Genomic DNA, 17,881 nt, shown 5'->3' with positions numbered 1-17,881 from the left:
GGACCGCACGGTCAAGAACTCCGTGACACCCGAGGAAGTGGGAAACACATGGGAAAGCTGGACGGCAAGGTGGCGATCGTGACCGGTGGGTCGCGGGGCATCGGGGCGGCCTCGGCGCTGGCGCTGGCAGACGAGGGCGCCGACGTCGCGATCAGCTACTCGTCCTCGGCGGATCAGGCCAAGGCCGTGGTCGCCGACCTGGAGGCGAAGGGGGTGCGGGCGGCGGCTTTCCAGGCCGACCAGTCGGACGCGACGCAGGCGGCGGGCTTGATCCACCACGTGGCCGAGCAGTTCGGAAGGCTGGACATCCTGGTCAACAACGCGGCCGTGAGCGGTGGCGGCCTCGTCGGCAGCGAGCTCGTCGACCACGCCGCCATCGAGCGGCAGCTCGCCGTCAACTACACCAGCGTGGTGGCCGCGATCCAGGCGGCGGTGCCGTTGCTGCCCGATGACGGGCGGATCGTCAGCATCAGCTCAGGTGTGGCCACCCGGGCGGGTTTCCCGGGGATGGCGTACTACACAGGCACGAAGTCGGCCCTCGAGGGTTTCAGCCGGGGCGCGGCCCGCGATCTGGCGCACCGGGGCATCACGGTCAACGTCATCCAGCCCGGGTTCGTCGACACGGAAGGAAACCCGGCCGACGGCCCGGCCGCATCCACATTCCTCCCGACCGCGGCGATGGGGCGGTACGGCAGGCCGGAGGAGATCGCCGCGGGCGTCGTCTTCCTCGCCAGCCCGCAGGCCTCCTACGTCACCGGCGCGGTGCTGCGGATCGACGGCGGATACGCCGCATAGCCCGACCGCGCAAAGTTAACCCCGCATGACCTGATCCGCCTCCGCGAAACGATCACCGATACACCACGTTAACGCCGGCGAAGCGGCGGTGACACCGCTGCCGGGTGCACTGTTCCACGACCCGCACCAGTTGCGGGGCGCGTCTAGGGTTCCGCCACCGCCGGGTGGGTCTGGTCCGAGAGACGCAGGCGGTCCGCGCCGGATGCGGAACCGTTCCACGGCGGGAGAAAAGCCCGGGAGGCCATCACGGCCCCGGGCTGCGTGCGTGGTCCGGGGACTGATCCGGAGGTGGGTATGTCCGTCACGCATCCCCCAACCACGCCAGACGCCGACGCCGGGGACCTCTCCGGCTTCGGCTACGGCCAGCAGCTGAAACGCAAGATCGGGGCCTACGGGTCGTTCGCCGCGGGGTTCTCCTTCGTCTCCATCCTCACGACCGTCTTCCAGCTGTTCTTCTTCGGCTTCTCCTTCGCCGGCCCGGCGTTCTTCTGGACCTGGCCGATCGTGCTGGCGGGGCAGCTGCTCGTCGCGCTGTGTTTCGCCGAGCTGGCGGCCCGCTACCCGATCTCGGGCGTCATCTACCAGTGGTCGAGCCGGCTCGGCGGGCGGTTGTGGGGCTGGACCGCGGGCTGGCTGATGATCGTCGCGCAGACGGTCACCCTCGCCGGCGCCGCGATCGCCCTGCAGGTCGTACTGCCGCCGGTCTGGTCCGGCTTCCAGCTGATCCCCGGCGACTCCGCGCTGACCTCCCCGACCGGCGCGGCCAACGCGGTCCTGCTTGGCGTGCTGCTGCTGGCCGTCACCACGGCGGTCAACGCGATCGGCGTGCGCCTGATGTCGGTCGTCAACAGTGTCGGCGTCACCTGCGAGCTGGTGGGCGTCGCGCTGTTGTGCGTCGCGTTGTTCTCCCGCGCCGAGCGCGGCCCCGGTGTGGTGCTGCAGACGCAGGGCGTCGAGGGCCACAGCTACCTGTGGGCGTTCGCGGTGTCCGGGTTGATGGCCGCCTACGTGCTGGTCGGCTTCGACAGCGCGGGCGAGCTGTCCGAGGAGACGCACAACCCGCGCCGCACCACGCCGCGCACCATCCTGCGCGCGGTGCTGATCTCCGGTCTCGGCGGCGCGCTCATGCTGCTGGCCACCCTGATGGCCGCGGGTAGCGTCACCGACGGCAGCCTCGGCGACCCTGCCCTTGGCCTGCCCGGGGTGCTGATGAGCCGGCTCGGCGACACGCTCGGCCGCGTCTTCCTGGTGGACGTCGCGATCGCGGTGACGGTGTGCACGCTGGCGATCCAGACCGCCGCCACCCGCATGGTGTTCTCGATGGCCCGCGACCGCGTCCTGCCCTTCGCCGACGGCCTGGCGAAGGTCAACCCGCGCACCGGCACCCCCGTCCGCGCCTCCGTGGTGGTCGCGGTGGTCGCGGCCGCGGTGCTGCTGATCAACATCGGCAACCCGGCGCTGTTCACCACTGTCGCGAGCGTCTGCATCATGCTGCTCTACTTGGCCTACCTGATGGTGACGTTGCCGCTGCTGGTCCGCCGCCTGCGGGGTGAGCTGCCTGCCGCGCCGGGTTACTTCGGGCTCGGCCGCTGGGGTGTGGTCGTCAACGTGCTCGCGGTGGCGTGGGGCGCGGCGATGGCGGTCAACCTGGGCTGGCCGCGCGCGGAGGTGTTCGACCCCGAAGGCGGGCACCCGTACCTGCAGTGGTTCGCTCCCCTGTTCCTGGCCGGCGCCCTGCTCGTGGGCGCGCTGGCCTACTTCGTGCAGGCCCGCCGCCCCGCGCTGGCGCCGGTGCTGGAGGGTGCCGCGTGAGCGAGGTCCTGCTGTCCCACGAGATCCCCGGCGGCGCCGCGTGGTCGGTCCTGGTCCGCGGCGGCCGGGAGCTGAAACTGACCGCCACCGGAGACGGGGCGAACTGCTCGACGCTGCTGTTCGCCGCGCACCACCCGGTCGACCGGCTCAACGTTCCGGACACGTTGAAAGCCCAGATGAGCGCCCGCATCCACGCGCCGATGGTGCTGATGTCCGACCGTGGCACCGCGTTGTGCTCGGTCACCGGGTCGTCCCTGGACTGGCACGACGCGCTGAGCGGCCATTCCGTCGACGTGGCGAAGTACGGCCCGTCGTCCTATTCGGCCGATCGCAACGCGTGGCGCCGGTCCGCTCGCGACGGTTTCCTGAGCGAGCTGCGCAAGCACGGACGCGGGCCGGCGGACCTGCACGCGTGCGTCAACTTCTTCAGCAAGGTCGCGATCTCCGGCGACGGCCTGCTGACCTTCGCGCCCGGCCACGCGTCGGCCGGTGACTGGGTGACCCTGCGGGCGGAGATGGACGTGCTGGTCGTCCTGTCCACGTCGCCGCACCCGCTCGATCCACAGTGGAATCCAGGCGGCGTGCTGGCCGAGGTCCGGCCCGCGCCCGAACCCGGCGAGGACGATCCGTCGTGGACGTTCCGCGACGAAAGCGCCCGCGCCCTGCGAGCCGCCCGGGAGGTGCTGGCATGACCGGCACGATCACCGAGGCCGCCCTCGACACGACCGTCGCCGACGGTGACGGCTTCCTCGGCACGATCCCGGCAGGCGGCACGTTCCGCATCGTCGACCTGCACGGCAACCAGGCCGTGGACACGCTGTTCTACGACGCCGCCGACCTCGACAACCGCTACAGCGCGATGGACACCGTGCGGGAGCAGGGCAGCGCCTACCTCACCGCCGGGTCGCGTCTGCTGTCGGTGAGCCTGGACGTGCTGGCCACGATCACCGCCGACACCTGCGGCCGCCACGACACCCTGGGCGGGGCGTGTGCGCAGGAGTCCAATGTGGTCCGTTACGGCGAGCACACGCGCCACCAGCACGCCTGCCGGGAGACGTTCCTGCGCTACGGCGCGCAGGTGGGCATCGGCGCGCGGCAGCTCGGGCACAACATCAACTTCTTCATGAACGTGCCGCTGACCGCCGAGGGCGGCCTGACGTTCGAGGACGGCCTGTCCGCGCCGGGCAAGTACGTCGAGGTGCGCGCCGAACGCGACCTGTACGTGCTGATCAGCAACTGCCCGCAGCTGAACAACCCGTGCAACGGCTGGAACCCGACGCCGGTGCGGCTGCTGGGCTGGTGGTGACCGTGGAGGTACTGACACCAGGAACGCAGACGGCGGTGCAGGACCTGTCCGGCAGAGGCGGCATGTGGGACGTCGGGGTGCCGCCCTCGGGCGCGTGGGACGACCTGTCCTTCGCGCTGGCCAACGCCGCGGTGGGCAACCCGCCGGACGCGGCCGGCCTGGAGGCGGTGGTCACCGGGCCGGTGCTGCGCTTCGACCGGCGCACCACGGTGTGCCTGGCCGGCGCGGCGCACCGGGCCACGGTGGACGGCCGTCCGCTGCGGCCGGGGATCGTCACGCCGGTGGCGGCGGGGTCGGTGCTCGACATCGGCCCGTGCGACGGACCCGGGATGCGCGCGTACCTGGCGGTCGCGGGCGGGATCCGCGTCCCGGAGGTGTTCGGCAGCCGCGCGACGTTCCTGCTCGGCGGGTTCGGCGGCCTCGACGGGCGGGCGCTCGCCGCCGGGGACCAGCTGACCGTCGGCCGCACCGAGAACCTCACCGCGCCGCTGGACGTGGCGCCGGTCCTGCCCCACATCGGAACCGAGTGGACGGTCCGGGTGCTGGCCGGACCACACGGCGCTCCCGAGTACCTCACCGAAGAGGGCGCGTATTCGCTGCTGGAGACACTGTGGACGGTCGACCACCGCGCCGACCGCACGGGGGTGCGGCTGACCGGTCCCCCGCCGAAGTGGTCGCGGCGCGACGGCGGTGAGGCGGGCCTGCACCCGTCGAACATCCACGACAGCGCCTACCCGGTCGGCGGGATCATGCTGTCCGGCGACACGCCGGTCGTGGTCGGGCCGGACGGGCCGAGCCTCGGCGGGTTCGTGGTGCCGTTCACCGTGATCCGCGCGGACCGGTGGATGCTCGCGCAGGCCCGGCCGGGCGACCCGGTGCGGCTCGCCTTGGTGTCCCCGGCGGAAGCCGAGGTCATCAACGCGGAGCGGGCCGCACTGCTGGCCGATCCGCGGGCGGCCGTCGCGGCCGAGTTCGCCGGCACGCCCGCTCCGGCCCCTGCGATGCCCGCGCCGCGACCGGAACTGTTGCGGGAGCACGGTTTCCTGCGGGAGCGGGCGGATCCGGCGGTGGTGCTGCGCCGGGCCGGTGACCACCACCTGCTCGTCGAGGCCGGGCCCGCCGTGCTGGACCTGCACGTGCGGGTGTGGGTGCACCTGCTCGCCGAGGCGCTGCGGGCGACGGCGACGGACGGGGTCACCGAGATCGTGGAGGGCGTGCGCTCGCTGCTGGTCCAGGTGGATCCGGGCCGGCTGCCGCTGGAACGGCTGGCCGGGCTGCTCGACGAGCTGGCCGGTGCGGTGCCCGATCCGGCCGGGGTGACGCTCGACGTGCGGGAGGTGACGCTGCCGATCGCGTTCGACCACCCGGCCGCGCACGAGGCGATGGCGCGCTACACGCGTTCGGTGCGGCCGGACGCGCCGTGGTGCCCGGACAACGTCGAGTTCATCCGGCGCATCAACGACCTGCCCGCGCGGGACGACGTGTTCCGGATCCTGCGTGAGGCCACGTACCTGGTGATCGGACTGGGCGACGTGTACCTGGGCGCCCCAGTGGCGTTGCCGATCGATCCGCGGCACCGGCTGGTGACCACGAAGTACAACCCGGCGCGGACGTGGACGCCGCAGAACGCCGTCGGCATCGGCGGGGCGTACCTGTGCGTGTACGGGATGGAAGGCCCCGGTGGCTACCAGCTGGTCGGGCGGACGGTCCCGGTGTGGCGGCACGTGCCGGGCTCGGACGAGCCGCCGTGGTTGCTGCGCCAGTTCGACCGCCTGCGGTTCACCCCGGTCACCGCGGAGGAGCTGGGCGATCTGCGGGCGGACGTCAAGGCCGGGCGATCCGGGTTGGACACCCGACCGGCCCAGTTCTCGTTGTCCGAAGTGGACGAGCTGGAGTCGAGGCACCGCGAGGAGATCGCGTTGTTCCGCAAACGCAGGCAGGCGGCGTTCGACGCCGAACGGGAGAGGTGGGCTCGATGACTCCGCTGGTCGCGCTGAAGGCGGCGCGGGACGTGGACCAGCCGGCGTTCATCTCGCTGCTGGACGAGGACCGGGTTCAGTCCACCTCGGATGGTCCGCTGGCCGGAATCCCGTTCGCGGTCAAGGACAACATCGACATCGCCGGGGTGCCGACCACCGGCGGGTGCCCGGCGCGGGACACCCCGGCGACCGAGACCGCGTTCGCCGTGCAACGGCTGCTGGACCGCGGCGCGGTGCCGATCGGCAAGACCAACCTCGACCAGTTCGCCACCGGCCTGGTCGGCACCCGCTCCCCCTACGGCGCGTGCCACAGCGTCTTCTCGCCCGCGCATGTCAGCGGCGGGAGCAGCTCGGGCAGCGCGGTGGCGGTCGCGCTCGGGGTGGTGCCGTTCGCCCTGGGCACGGACACCGCGGGCAGCGGCCGGGTCCCCGCGGCGTTCAACGGCCTGGTCGGGGTGAAGCCGACCCGCGGACTGGTGTCCACGCGCGGGTTGCTGCCGGCGTGCCCGTCGCTGGACTGCATCACCACGCTGACCAGGACGGTCGCCGAGGCGCGGCCGGTGCTGGACGCGCTGGTGGCGTTCGACGAGGCCGATCCGTGGTCGCGGCCGGCGCCCGCGCTGCTGCCGCCGGGCGTCGCGCGCCGGATGCGGGTGATCGCGGTGCCGGACGGCCCGCTCGACCTCGATCCGGAGCACGAAGCGGCGTGGCAGGCGGCGCTCGCACACGCGGCGCGGGTCGCGCACGTGGTGCGGGTGGACGTCACGCCGTTCCTGGCGGCCGCGCGGCTGCTCTACGAGGCGGCGTTCGTCGCTGAGCGGCTGGCGGCGTTCGGGCACCTGCTCGACGGGCCGGGCGTGGACCCGACGGTGCGGAGCATCGTGCGGGGCGCGGACCGGTACTCGGGCGCGGACGCCTTCGCGGGCCTGCACGAGCTGGCCCGGTTGCGTCGGCTCGCGGAGCGGGCCTTCACCGGCGCGGACGCGCTGCTGCTGCCGGTGACGCCGGGGCACCCGACGTTGGCGGAGGTCGCGGCCGATCCGGTCGGGGTCAACACGCGGCTGGGCACGTTCACGAACATGGCGAACCTGCTCGACCTGTGCGCGGTCGCCGTGCCTGCCGGGTCACGGGCCGACGGGCTGCCGTTCGGGGTGCAGCTGCTCGCGCCGGCGTTCGCGGACGGGCCGCTGCTGGACCTCGCGGCGCGCTGGACCGGGGAGACCGTCGCACCGCCCGCGACCCGGACGCTGCTGGCCGTCGCCGGCGCGCACCTGTCCGGTCAGCCGGCGAACGTCGACCTGGTGCGGCTAGGCGGAGTGCTGCACAGCCGGGCCCGCACCGGACCCGGCCACCGCGTGTACACAGTGGACGGCCCGTTTCCGCGGCCGGGGCTGCTCCACACGGGAGACGGCCCGGCGGACGGGATCGAGCTGGAGGTGTGGGACCTGCCGGAGGCGGCGATCGGCGCGCTGCTGCCGACGATCGCGCCGCCCCTGCACCTGGGCCCGTTGACGCTCGACGACGGGTCCACTGTGCTCGGTTTCGTGGCCGACACCTCGTGCGCGGCCCCTGCCAGGGACATCACCGCGTACGGCGGCTGGCGGGCGTACCTGTCGAGCTGACGACGACGGACGCCCGTCCGAAGTGGACGGGCGCCCGTTGTCGTCAGTAACCGCGGTAGCCGCTGCCCTTGAGCATCGACTTCAGCCCGGGGTGACCGTCGAAACCGCCGTAGCGGCTGATGGTGTAGCGCACCCCGGCGATGATGTTGTGCACCGGGTTGAAGATGTCGTCGTAGCCGGGCAGCTTGTGCGCGTTGAAGGTCGAGTCGATGCACTGCATCAGCCCCTTGGAGGGGTGACCTGCGCGCCAGTTGCTGTCCCAGCGGTTGACGGCCTGGGGGTCGCCGCTCGACTCCTTGTCGATGATCGTGCGGATCGCCCGCACGTCACCGCCGTCGACCGGCACTCCCTGCGCCCGCATGACCCGGATGGCCTCGTTGATCCAGCCGGCGAGCTCGTCGCCAGTGGTGTCGAAGACCTCCGGGGCCGGAGCCGGCGCCGCGGCGGGGGTTTCCGCGGCGACGGTCTCCGTGGGGGCGGTCTCGGGGGCGGCGGGGATGTCCAGGACCGGCGCCGGCGTGGTGACGATCCACGTCGACGGCGGCCCGAGGACCGGGAGGACCGGGGTTGCGTCGGCGACCGGGGCAGCGCCGGCGACGGGCGCCGGGGGAACGGCTTCGCCACCGGTGCTCGCCATGGCGAGCGGGCTGGCGGAGCCGGCCATGGACATCATGAGCAGGCCCGCCGAAACGGACGTGCGCGTACTGATCCGGCCGAGGTTCTTCGGTTTGGCTGCGTGCCGTGGGCGGTACCTGTCCGGGGAAAACAGGAGCGCCTTTCGGGGAGCACGGTTGTTGGAATTATGGCTTCCCATGAACGGGAGGTCTCCTTGCTTGACGTTCAACCACGCCGACCCTGTCGGGGGCCAGGCCGGCGGGGGCCGTGCGGGATGCGGAACGGGGGATTTCCAGGTTCCCGCGAGGCCTCAGCCAGATTACGAACGCGCAACGGAGATATCACCAAACGGTGACTGAGCCCACAGTTTGAGGGGGTGGGGGCCGATCTTGCCGGACGGGTCTTCCCGCAGGTCAAAGCCAGCTTCTACCACTCGGTAACACCACTGCTACTCGCCTTGATCGGGGCCGATCCGAGGCGCCCGGAAGGTTACGCGACGGGGTGAATGGGTTCATGATCAGCCTACCGCGCACCCTGATCGGTACCCCCGAAGCGAGACGCGCGTCACCCCGCCGCGAATGCTTTGCACCATTCCACGATTTCCGGATTCCATTGTTTTCCGCGGCCGGGCGCCATTCTCGGGACAGTGCCGGATCGCGCCGGATTGCTTTCCTTCGGCACCGTTTGGTGAGAGCGCGGGGTGCAGGAACACGTAGGTGCCGCCGCGGGCGCGTACCTGATTCGCGCGACTTGCGGGACGGCCCAGCTCGCCTGGGCGGTCGCGTTGACAGCGGCGGATTGGCTCGCCGGTGGCCCAATCACATGCGGCCAGCAGCGGCAGGCCGTGACGGTACCGGACCTGGTACGCCGTGGAAGCGGCCACCGGGACGCGGGTGGCGACCCGCAACGGCCCGACCCGGGGTTCGGTGCGCAGCGCCACCACCTGCGCTTCCACCTCTGGCGGGGTCTGCCCGTGGCTGTGGTGCGGGCGGCTGGACCGATCGACCAGGCCCGCCGGGCCATGCTCGCGACAAACACACACCCAGCGGGCGACAGTGGTGTGACTGACGTGGAACCGCTCCGCCGCCCGACGAAGCGACCGCCGCCCCTGCTCCACGACCCACCGGGCCAGCCGCAGCCGGCCGGTGGGGGTCAATGGCGCCTGCCAAGATCATCCTCAGCGTGTCAGCTAGTCACCAAGGTCCCCGGACTGCACACCTAGAGCGGCGGCCTCCCTGACGGTGGGTCCCCACGGCCACTCGGCGCTCGCGACATGGCGCCATTCTTGACGTGCGGGGCTTGAGCGACACCGCGCGGACGCACCGCCGAGGTCCCGCACGGCGCCGGCAGCTCGTGGCAGAGTGATCTTCATGGAGCCGCTGGCCGACGGGGTGTACGAAGCTGTCCGGACGCACCGCCTGGACCGGGCACTCGAAGCCGCGCGGGGGCGCTTCACCCCGGAGTTCAACGCCGTCGACGATGCGGATGCGCCGGAGGTGATCGCGCGTCACGTGGCCGAGGCCGTGCGCCGGGTGATCGCCGACGAGCCCGACGGCGGCCGGCGGGTGGAGCTGGCCAACCGGGTGCTGAGCCAGCTGGCCGCCGAGGACGACCGGTTGACCGACGCCTTGCAGCAGCTCATCGCGTTGAGCGAAGTCACAGGCACCGGCGCGCGTAAGCACATCCGGCCGGTCACGCCGCTCTCCCAAGCCGCGTTGCTCACCAACGCCAGGGAGGAGCCGAGCCTGTCCGCCGAGCTGCGCGCCGAGCTGGCCAGCGCAGACCGGGTCGACCTGCTCTGCGCGTTCATCCGCTGGCCGGGGCTGCGGCTGCTGGAGGACGTCCTGCTCGATCTGCGCGACCGCGGCGTGCCCTTCCGCGTGCTGACCACGACGTACGTGGGTGCGACCGAGCGGCCCGCGATCGACCGTCTGGTGCGGCGGTTCGGCGCCGACGTCCGGGTCAGCTACGAGACCCAGTCGACCCGGCTGCACGCCAAGGCGTGGTTGTTCCGCCGGAACTCCGGCTACGACACCGCGTTCGTCGGCAGCTCGAACCTCTCCCGCTCCGCGCTGGTGGAGGGCCTCGAGTGGAACGTCCGGCTCTCCGGCGTCGCCACCCCCGAACTGCTGCGGAAGTTCGAGGCCACCTTCGACACCTACTGGGAGTCCAGCGCCTTCGTCCCGTACGACCCGGACACCGACGCGGACCGCTTCGACGACGCCCTCCGGCAGGCCGGGCGCCGCACCAGTGCGCCGGCCACGATCAGCCTGGCCGGGCTGGAGGTCCGGCCGCTGCCGCACCAGCAGGAGATCCTCGAAGCGCTCGAGTCCGAGCGCCAGGTCCACGACCGGCACCGCAACCTCGTGGTGGCCGCGACCGGCACCGGCAAGACGGTGATCGCCGCCCTCGACTACCGGCAACTGCGGGCCGACGGCGACCTCACCCTGCTCTTCGTCGCGCACCGCAAGGAGATCCTGCAGCAGGCGCTCCGCGTCTACCGCGAAACGCTGATCGACGAAACGTTCGGCGAGGCTTACGTCGGCGGCGCACGGCCGGAGCGGTGGCGGCACGTGTTCGCCAGCATCCAGGGTCTGCACGCGCACGGCATCGAGAAGCTGCCCCCGGAACACTTCGACATCGTGGTGGTCGACGAGTTCCACCACGCCGAAGCGGCGACCTACCAACGGCTGCTCAACCACCTGCGCCCCAAGGAACTCCTGGGGCTCACCGCCACTCCGGAGCGCAGCACCGGTGGCGACGTGCGGGAGATGTTCGGCGGCCGGACGGCGTTCGAGCTGCCGCTGTGGGAGGCCCTGTCCGCGGACCTGCTGATCCCCTTCCACTACTTCGGCGTCGCCGACGGGACCGACCTGGCTGGCGTGGAGTGGAAGCGCGGCCGGTACGACGTCACGGGTTTGGAGCGCGTCTACACCGGCAACGACGCCCGCGCGGCGAAGGTGCTGAAGGAACTGCGGGACAAGGTGACCGACGTGGGCACCATGCGTGCCCTGGGGTTCTGCGTGAGCATCGCGCACGCCGAGTACATGGCGCGGGTGTTCCGGAAGGCCGGGATCAACGCGTTGGCGGTGTCCGGGAACAGCTCGCCGGGCGACCGCGAGCGCGCCATCGCCGCGCTCCGGGCACGGGAGGTCAACGCGTTGTTCGCGGTAGACCTGTTCAACGAGGGCCTGGACATTCCCGAGGTCGACACCGTGCTGTTCCTGCGGCCCACCGACAGCGCGACGGTGTTCCTGCAGCAGCTGGGCCGCGGTTTGCGACGCGCACCGGGTAAGGCCGTGCTCACGGTGCTGGACTTCATCGGCCAGCACCGCAAGGAGTTCCGGTTCGACACGCGGTACCGGGCGCTGACCGGGGCGAGCCGGCGCGGGCTGCAGCGGCAGATCGAGCAGGGCTTTCCGTTCCTGCCCGCCGGCTCCCAGGTGGTGCTGGACCGCGTCGCGCAGCAGATCGTGCTCGACAACGTCCGCACGCAGCTGCGCTTCACCCGCGCCCAACTGGCGGCCGACGTGCGTTCGCACGGCGATCTTCCGCTGGCCGCGTACCTGGACGCCGCCGACCGCGAACTGGTCGACGTCTACCGCGGCGGCGGTTCGTGGACCGGGTTGCGGCGCGACGCCGGGCTGCCGGTTCCGCCCGCCGGGCCGGACGAAGGCGGACTGCTGCGGCGGATGGCCGCGTTCACGCACGTCGACGACCCGGAGCGGGCCGAGGTGTACCGGCATCTGGTCGCCGTCGACGGGCCGGCCTACGAGGAACTCACCGAACGGCACCAGCGGCTGGCCCGCATGCTGCTGTTCACGCTGTGGCCCAAGCGGCGCGATTTCCCGTCCTACCGCGCGGGTCTTGAGCACCTGCGCCGGCATCCGGCCGTGTGCGCGGAGATCGCCGAGCTGGTCACCCTCGGGCTGGACCGCGCCCGGCACGTCCCGGCCTCGCTCGGCGAGGGCCTGCAGCACGTTCCCCTGGCCGGTCACAGCCGGTACCGGCGGGAAGAGATCCTCGCCGCGCTGGGATACGCGACCCTGCAGCGAGTGCCGGGCAACCACGTGTCCGGCGTCGCGTGGTGCGAGGACACCAGGACCGACGCGCTGCTGATCAACCTGCGCAAGAGCGAGAAGGACTTCTCCCCGACCACGATGTACCGCGACTACGCGATCAGCCCCGAGTTGTTCCACTGGGAGTCGCAGAACGCGACCTCGCTGGACTCCCCCACCGGCCGGCGCTACCTCCAGCACCGCGCGCAGGGCAGTCACGTGGTGCTCTTCGTGCGCGAGACGAAGACCGACGACCTCGGGGCGGCGCCGTTCGTCTGCCTCGGTCCCGCGTCGTACGTGGAGCACCGCGGCGAGCGGCCGATCGCGATCACCTGGCGGCTGCACCGGCCGATGCCCGCGGACGCGTTTTCGGTGGCCAGCGTCGCCGGGTGAGCCGTTCTCAACCTCCCGGTTGACAACGCCGCCTCGACGGGCCTAGCGTCGTCCTCAACCGAGTAGTTGAGGAACCCAGGTGGACGAGACGACCGAGCAGCTCAACCGTGTGTTCGCGGCCCTCGCGGATCCGACCCGGCGCGACCTGGTCGCCCGGCTGGCCGCCGCGGACGCGACCGTCGGCGAGCTGGCCGAGCCGTACGACATGAGCCTCCAGGCGATCTCCAAGCACGTGAAGGTGCTGGAGGAAGCCGGCCTGGTGACGCGCAGCAAGGTCGCCCAGCGGCGGCCCGTCCACCTCGACGCGGAGGTGTTCGACCTGATGACGAAGTGGATCGAGCGCTACCGCCGCACGGCCGAGGAACGGTACCGGCGCCTGGACGCCGTGCTGTCCCGCATGTCCGACACCGACCAACCCCAGGAGGACGCATCATGACCAGCACCCGTCAGGAAGCCCGGATCGTCGCGGCCGACAAGGTCCCGACGATCGAGATCATCCGCGAGTTCGACGCCCCACCCGCGCACGTGTTCCGCGCCCACGTCGACCCCGACCTCCTCGCGCAGTGGATCGGGCCGCACTCGCTCACCACGAGGATCACCAAGTGGGACGCCCGCACCGGCGGCGAGTGGGCCTTCGCCAACGACCGGGACGGCGAGGAGATCGCGTCGTTCTTCGGCAGTTTCCACGAGGTGCGGCCGGACGAGCGGATCGTGTGGACGTTCGCCTACGAGGGCGATCCCGACGGCGTCGCGCTGGAGACGATCACCTTCGAGGCGATCGACGGCGGCCGGACGCGGCTGACCACCCTCAGCGTGGTCAAGGACTTCGAGACCCGCGACGGCATCCTGTCCAGCGGCATGGACGTCGGGGTCAACGAGGGCTACGAGAAGCTCGACGCACTGCTCGCCAAGGGAGCCTGAGATGACGCCTGCCCAGCAGCACGCGCACGACGCGGCCCGCTTCACCGAGCTGGTCGAGTCCGCGGGTCCCGGCGACTGGACGCGGCCCAGCCCGGTCGCCGGGTGGACGGCGCTCGACGTCGTGAAGCACCTCGTCGAGTGGTCCCGCGGCTTCCTGCGGGGCGCCGGGATCGAACTCCCCGCCCTGGACGTCGCGGCCGACCCGGCCGCGGCCTGGAAGCAGCACGCCGCCGACATCCAGGCGATCCTCGACGACCCCGCCGGGCGCGTGCTGAGCAACCCGCACACCGGCGACAAACCCGTGGACGAGGCGATCGACCAGTTCTACACGGCCGACGTCTGGATGCACACCTGGGACCTGGCCAAGGCCCTCGGCCGCGAACCCGACCTCGGCCAGGACCGGTGCGCCGCCACGCTCGCCGGCATGCGGCCGATCGAGCAGCTCCTGCGGGACAGCGGACAGTACGGTCCCGCGGTGCCCGTCTCCGACGACGCCTCGCCGCAGGACCAGCTGATGGCCTTCATCGGCCGCGACCCGGACTGGCGCCCCTGACCGTCCATTCAGGACAGCAGCGGGTGCAGCGCCTCCGCGGCCGCCGCGGTGATCGTGTCCGCGACGAGCGCCAGCGCGCGCACGTCCAGTTTCCACTGCTGCCAGTACAACGGCACGTCCCAGTGCAGGCCCGGTTCGAGTTCGACGAGGGCGCCGGACTCCAGGAGCGGCCGGGCCTGCGGCTCCGGGACCAGGCCCCAGCCCAGGCCGGCCGCCACGGCGTCGCGGAAGCCCTCCGACGTGGGCACGTGGTGGCGGTGCTCCGCGGCGTCCACACCGGACAGTGCGCGGACGAAGCGGTCCTGCAGTTCGTCGGCCTGGTCGAAGACGATCACCGGCGCGCCGGGCAGCCACCGCCGGAGCCGGCCGGACCGGTGGCGGGCCACGAAGTCCGGGTTCGCCGCGGGCAGGTAACGCGCGAGCCCCAGCGGGCGCACGAGGCAGCCGGCGACCGGGTCCGGCGACGACGTCACCGCCGCCATCACCCGTCCCTCGCGTAGCAGCTCGGCGGTCCGCGTCTCGTCCTCGCGGTACAGCTCGAAGGACACCGGCGGATCGCGCGGCACCCGGGTGACGGCGGGCAGGAACCAGGTGGCGAGCGAATCGGCGTTCACCGCGATGGACAGGCGCGCGGGCTCGCCGGCGATCCCCAGCTCCCGCCGCGCGTCCTCGTTCAACGCGGCGAGCTGTCGCGCGAACCGCACGACGACCTGCCCGGACTCGGTCGGCCGGACCGGTTTGGTGCGCATCAGCAGCACCCGGCCGACGCGCTGCTCGAGGGTCTTGATCCGCTGGCTGACCGCGGACGGGGTGACGTGCAGGGCCGCGGCGGCGGCGTCGAACGTGCCCTCGTCGACGACCGCGAGCAGCGTCCGCACCTGGTCGATGGGCAACTCGGTCATCACGTGCGCTAATGATACGTAAAAATCTTTAGCTGTACTGTGCGCCGCCCGCTGCTTAGCGTGGGTTGCGTGAACGTTCTTTCCGCAGGTCTGGCCGGGTTCGGTACGGGCCTGTCCCTCATCGTGGCCATCGGCGCGCAGAACGCGTTCGTCCTGCGCCAGGGCGTGCGACGGCACGGGGTGGCGGCCGTCGTCGCGATCTGCGCCGCCTCCGACGCGGTGCTGATCGCGCTCGGCGTGGCCGGGCTCGGCGCCGTGGTGACCGCCTGGCCTGCGGCCCTCACCGCGGTCGGCCTGGCCGGCGGTGCTTTCCTGATCTGCTACGGCGTCCTCGCCGGGCGGCGTGCGCTGCGCCCGGCGGCCACCGGGTTGACGACGACGGGCGCCGCGGCCGGCTCGATCGGCGCGGCCGTGCTGACCTGCCTGGCGATGACCTGGCTGAACCCGCACGTCTATCTGGACACGGTGCTGCTGGTCGGTTCGGTCGCCGCGGACCGCGGGGACCTGCGGTGGATCTTCGGGCTCGGCGCGATGGCCGCCAGCCTGGCGTGGTTCGCCTGCCTCGGCTACGGCGCGCGGCTGCTCAGCCCGGTGCTGTCCCGGCCGGGCGCGTGGCGCGCGCTGGACGTCCTCGTCGCGGCGACCATGCTCGTGATGGGCACGATGCTGCTGGCCCGCGCGCTGTGACGCCTCAGCGGGCGCGCTCGTAGGTCGTCTCGATCGAGTAGTCCTTCTGCGGCCCGGTGACCCGCATGCGCACGGTGAAGCGGTTTTCGTCCGGGAACTCGTAGTGGCCGACGTAGGTGTCCTGTCCGCAGAGGTGTACGTCGGACGCGGCGGCCTGGTCGAGCCGGAGCACGTGCAACGTCCGCGGCGGCCCCGGCTCGGCGAAGCAGATGCGGATCAGTCCCGGCTCCAGCCGGTAGTGGTACTCGCGATAGACGTCGAGGACCTGCCCGCCGTCCAGGGTGAGCTGCCCGTCCTCGCGGTAGTGCAGCAGATCCGGCCCCGCGGGGCGGAACCGGGCCGACCCGGTCATCCGGCCGGTGCCCGGCAGCGCCCTGGTGATCGTCCACTCCCCCGGCAGGGCTGCGAACAGGCGCGCCTCCTCGTCGCTGGGCGGGTTGTCCATACGACCAGGATGCCCGAGGACCCGGACGGTCACAGGCAGGGCCAGGTCAGCGGCCGGGACGCAGCCCGGCGAGGTGGATGCGGAGGAAGCGACGCCAGCCGGCGTCGTCGCCGTCCGGCGAGGCTGCGACCACCCCTCGGAGCGCGACGATGAGCGCCTTGATGTCGTCGCCGGTCACGTCCGGCGCGAGAACCCCCGCCTCGACCGCCTTCCGCGTGAGCTGCCGGACTCGGTCCACTGTCCGCGCGCTCACGGCGTCCTCGGCGACCCGGTCGGTCAGTGCGGCGGCGTAGCGGCGTTTCTCGGCGTTGAAGGTCCCGACGAACTCGAGGAACCGCTCGAGACCGGCGGCGGGGTCCGGGTCCGCGAGCGCGGCCGCGGCGGCCTGGTCCATCTCCTCGACGAAGAGCCGCGCGATGGCGTCGAGGAGTTCGCCCTTGCCCGCGAACCGCCGGTAGATCGTGCCGACGCCGAGGCCGGCACGGGACGCGATGGCCTCCATGCTCGCCTGCGGTCCCTGCTCGGCGAAGACCGCGCGCGCCGCGTTGATGACGATCTCGTCGTTGCGCAAGGCGTCCCGGCGCGGTGCGCGGGGCGTGTTCGAGGGGTTCGTCCGTGGGGTCATCGCCATCGAGTGTACTAAAGCGGAATCCATCTTCCGTATTGTGTTATGGTGAATCCAGATTCCGTTTTAACTGGGAGGACCGTCATGAGGACCACGACCGGGTGGCAGAGCCTCGACCCCGCCACCAACGCACTGACTCGCGTCACCATCGAGCGGCGCGACCTGCGCCCGGATGACATCGCCGTGCGGATCGACTACTGCGGCGTCTGCCACAGCGACCTGCACCGCATCCACGGAATGCTCGGCGAGAAGGACCTCGTCCCCGGACACGAAGCGACCGGCGTCGTGGTCGCCCTCGGCCAGGCGGTCACCCGGTTCGCGGTCGGTGAGCGGGTCGCGATCGGGACGATTGTCGACTCGTGCGGTGAGTGCGCCATGTGCCTGGCCGAACAGGAGAACTACTGCTACAACCGCGCGACCACCACCTACGGCGGCACCGACCGCATCGACGGCTCACCGACGAAAGGCGCGTACAGCCGCGAGTACGTTCTTCGCGAGAAGTTCGCGTTCCACCTGCCCGACGGGCTCGACCCCGCCGCCGCGTCGCCGCTCATGTGCGCCGGTGTCAGCGTCTGGGAGCCCATGCGGGCCGCCGGCGTCGGCCCGGGGAGCCGCGTCGCCGTCGCCGGCCTCGGCGGGCTCGGGCACCTCGCCGTGAAGCTCGCCGCTGCGCTCGGCGCCGAGGTCACCGTCCTGAGCCGCAGCACGGCCAAGGAGCCCGACGCCCGCAGCCTCGGAGCGTCCGGACTGCTCGTGACCACCGACGACGCCCAGGTCGCAGCCGCAAGGGGCCGCTTCGACCTCATCCTCGACACCATCTCCGGTGACCACGAACTCACGCCGTTGATCGGCATGCTGGGCTTGGACGGCACGCTGTGCGTCCTGGGCAATCCCCTGCTGACCGGCCCGCGGCTCTGGGAACTCGGAGCCGGCCGCAAGAAGCTCACCTCCTCCGGCACCGGTGGACTGCGGCAGACCGCCGAGATGCTCGAGTTCTGCGCCGAGCACGGCATCACCGCCGACGTCGAAGTCCTTCCCTCGAACAAGGTCGAAACCGCCCTGAACCGGCTCGCCACCGGCGACGTCCGCTACCGGTTCGTGCTGGACATGTCCGACCTCGACACCCCGGCCGCCTGAGGTCGCGAATGGACGACCCGCGGGTCTTCGT

Annotated in this window: 17 protein-coding genes and 1 riboswitch; of the genes, 12 read left to right on the top strand and 5 right to left on the bottom strand. The window is 71.9% G+C overall.

The features are described from left to right. Positions 1–48: 48 nt before the first annotated feature. The 6 genes from ACCP09_RS36165 to atzF all read left to right on the top strand — a co-directional run bounded on the left by ACCP09_RS36165 (position 49) and on the right by atzF (position 7,514). Positions 49–795 (top strand): SDR family NAD(P)-dependent oxidoreductase, encoded by a 747-nt coding sequence (locus ACCP09_RS36165; protein WP_378332447.1) that lies wholly within the window; start codon positions 49–51, stop codon positions 793–795. Between the two features lie 132 nt (positions 796–927). Continuing rightward, positions 928–1,037, top strand: a riboswitch (guanidine-I (ykkC/yxkD leader). Positions 1,038–1,089: 52 nt separating this feature from the next. After that, positions 1,090–2,607, top strand: a complete 1,518-nt coding sequence (locus ACCP09_RS36160) for an amino acid permease (RefSeq protein WP_433753389.1) — start codon at positions 1,090–1,092, stop codon at positions 2,605–2,607. Continuing rightward, the gene (locus ACCP09_RS36155; protein WP_433753387.1) at positions 2,604–3,299 is read left to right on the top strand and encodes an urea amidolyase associated protein UAAP1; all 696 of its coding nucleotides are present in this window, start codon (positions 2,604–2,606) and stop codon (positions 3,297–3,299) included. The genes ACCP09_RS36160 and ACCP09_RS36155 overlap by 4 nt, the downstream gene beginning before the upstream one ends. Continuing rightward, complete coding sequence (locus ACCP09_RS36150) at positions 3,296–3,913, top strand: urea amidolyase associated protein UAAP2 (protein WP_433753385.1); 618 nt, start codon at positions 3,296–3,298, stop codon at positions 3,911–3,913. The genes ACCP09_RS36155 and ACCP09_RS36150 overlap by 4 nt, the downstream gene beginning before the upstream one ends. Before the next feature lie 2 nt (positions 3,914–3,915). After that, positions 3,916–5,892 (top strand): 5-oxoprolinase/urea amidolyase family protein, encoded by a 1,977-nt coding sequence (locus tag ACCP09_RS36145; RefSeq protein WP_433753383.1) that lies wholly within the window; start codon positions 3,916–3,918, stop codon positions 5,890–5,892. Next, on the top strand, positions 5,889–7,514 hold the full coding sequence (atzF, locus tag ACCP09_RS36140) for an allophanate hydrolase (protein ID WP_433753381.1): 1,626 nt from the start codon (positions 5,889–5,891) through the stop codon (positions 7,512–7,514). The genes ACCP09_RS36145 and atzF overlap by 4 nt, the downstream gene beginning before the upstream one ends. Before the next feature lie 43 nt (positions 7,515–7,557). On the opposite strand, the gene ACCP09_RS36135 is transcribed toward atzF, so the two are convergent. Both ACCP09_RS36135 and ACCP09_RS36130 read right to left on the bottom strand, forming a co-directional pair. Next, on the bottom strand, positions 7,558–8,178 hold the full coding sequence (locus ACCP09_RS36135) for a transglycosylase SLT domain-containing protein (RefSeq protein ID WP_228684535.1): 621 nt from the start codon (positions 8,176–8,178) through the stop codon (positions 7,558–7,560). A gap of 468 nt (positions 8,179–8,646) precedes the next feature. Continuing rightward, entirely contained in the window at positions 8,647–9,285 is a 639-nt protein-coding gene (locus ACCP09_RS36130; protein WP_433753378.1) for a helix-turn-helix domain-containing protein, read from the bottom strand. A gap of 214 nt (positions 9,286–9,499) precedes the next feature. On the opposite strand from ACCP09_RS36130, the gene ACCP09_RS36125 reads away from it, so the two are divergent. From ACCP09_RS36125 to ACCP09_RS36110, 4 genes are all read left to right on the top strand, one after another. Then, complete coding sequence (locus ACCP09_RS36125; protein ID WP_433753376.1) at positions 9,500–12,580, top strand: DUF3427 domain-containing protein; 3,081 nt, start codon at positions 9,500–9,502, stop codon at positions 12,578–12,580. A gap of 79 nt (positions 12,581–12,659) precedes the next feature. Beyond that, positions 12,660–13,016: an ArsR/SmtB family transcription factor gene (locus tag ACCP09_RS36120; protein WP_123686060.1), complete on the top strand. Its 357-nt coding sequence runs from the start codon at positions 12,660–12,662 to the stop codon at positions 13,014–13,016. Next, complete coding sequence (locus ACCP09_RS36115) at positions 13,013–13,501, top strand: SRPBCC family protein (RefSeq protein ID WP_123686059.1); 489 nt, start codon at positions 13,013–13,015, stop codon at positions 13,499–13,501. The genes ACCP09_RS36120 and ACCP09_RS36115 overlap by 4 nt, the downstream gene beginning before the upstream one ends. Position 13,502: 1 nt before the next feature. Next, positions 13,503–14,054 carry a maleylpyruvate isomerase family mycothiol-dependent enzyme gene (locus ACCP09_RS36110; RefSeq protein WP_433753373.1) on the top strand — a complete coding sequence of 184 codons (552 nt, stop codon included), beginning with the start codon at positions 13,503–13,505 and terminating at the stop codon, positions 14,052–14,054. Between the two features lie 8 nt (positions 14,055–14,062). Here ACCP09_RS36110 and ACCP09_RS36105 read toward each other — a convergent pair whose 3' ends face one another. Continuing rightward, on the bottom strand, positions 14,063–14,956 hold the full coding sequence (locus ACCP09_RS36105; protein WP_433753371.1) for a LysR family transcriptional regulator ArgP: 894 nt from the start codon (positions 14,954–14,956) through the stop codon (positions 14,063–14,065). Positions 14,957–15,025: 69 nt separating this feature from the next. Here ACCP09_RS36105 and ACCP09_RS36100 point away from each other — a divergent pair, with 69 nt between their 5' ends. Beyond that, positions 15,026–15,643, top strand: a complete 618-nt coding sequence (locus ACCP09_RS36100; RefSeq protein ID WP_433753369.1) for a LysE/ArgO family amino acid transporter — start codon at positions 15,026–15,028, stop codon at positions 15,641–15,643. A gap of 4 nt (positions 15,644–15,647) precedes the next feature. On the opposite strand, the gene ACCP09_RS36095 is transcribed toward ACCP09_RS36100, so the two are convergent. Beyond that, positions 15,648–16,088: a DUF6314 family protein gene (locus ACCP09_RS36095; RefSeq protein WP_433753367.1), complete on the bottom strand. Its 441-nt coding sequence runs from the start codon at positions 16,086–16,088 to the stop codon at positions 15,648–15,650. A 46-nt stretch (positions 16,089–16,134) separates the two neighbouring features. Next, positions 16,135–16,713 (bottom strand): TetR/AcrR family transcriptional regulator, encoded by a 579-nt coding sequence (locus ACCP09_RS36090; protein WP_433753365.1) that lies wholly within the window; start codon positions 16,711–16,713, stop codon positions 16,135–16,137. Positions 16,714–16,797: 84 nt separating this feature from the next. Here ACCP09_RS36090 and ACCP09_RS36085 point away from each other — a divergent pair, with 84 nt between their 5' ends. Beyond that, a complete protein-coding gene (locus ACCP09_RS36085; protein WP_433753363.1) occupies positions 16,798–17,850 on the top strand; it encodes an NAD(P)-dependent alcohol dehydrogenase in 1,053 nt (350 codons plus the stop codon). Positions 17,851–17,881 lie beyond the last annotated feature (31 nt).

The sequence above is a fragment of the Amycolatopsis sp. 3B14 genome, assembly GCF_050958625.1.
Taxonomy (GTDB): Bacteria; Actinomycetota; Actinomycetes; order Mycobacteriales; family Pseudonocardiaceae; genus Amycolatopsis_E; species Amycolatopsis_E thermoflava.
The sequence above is the reverse complement of the archived record's forward strand: the minus strand, read 5'-3'. Positions and strand labels throughout refer to the sequence as shown.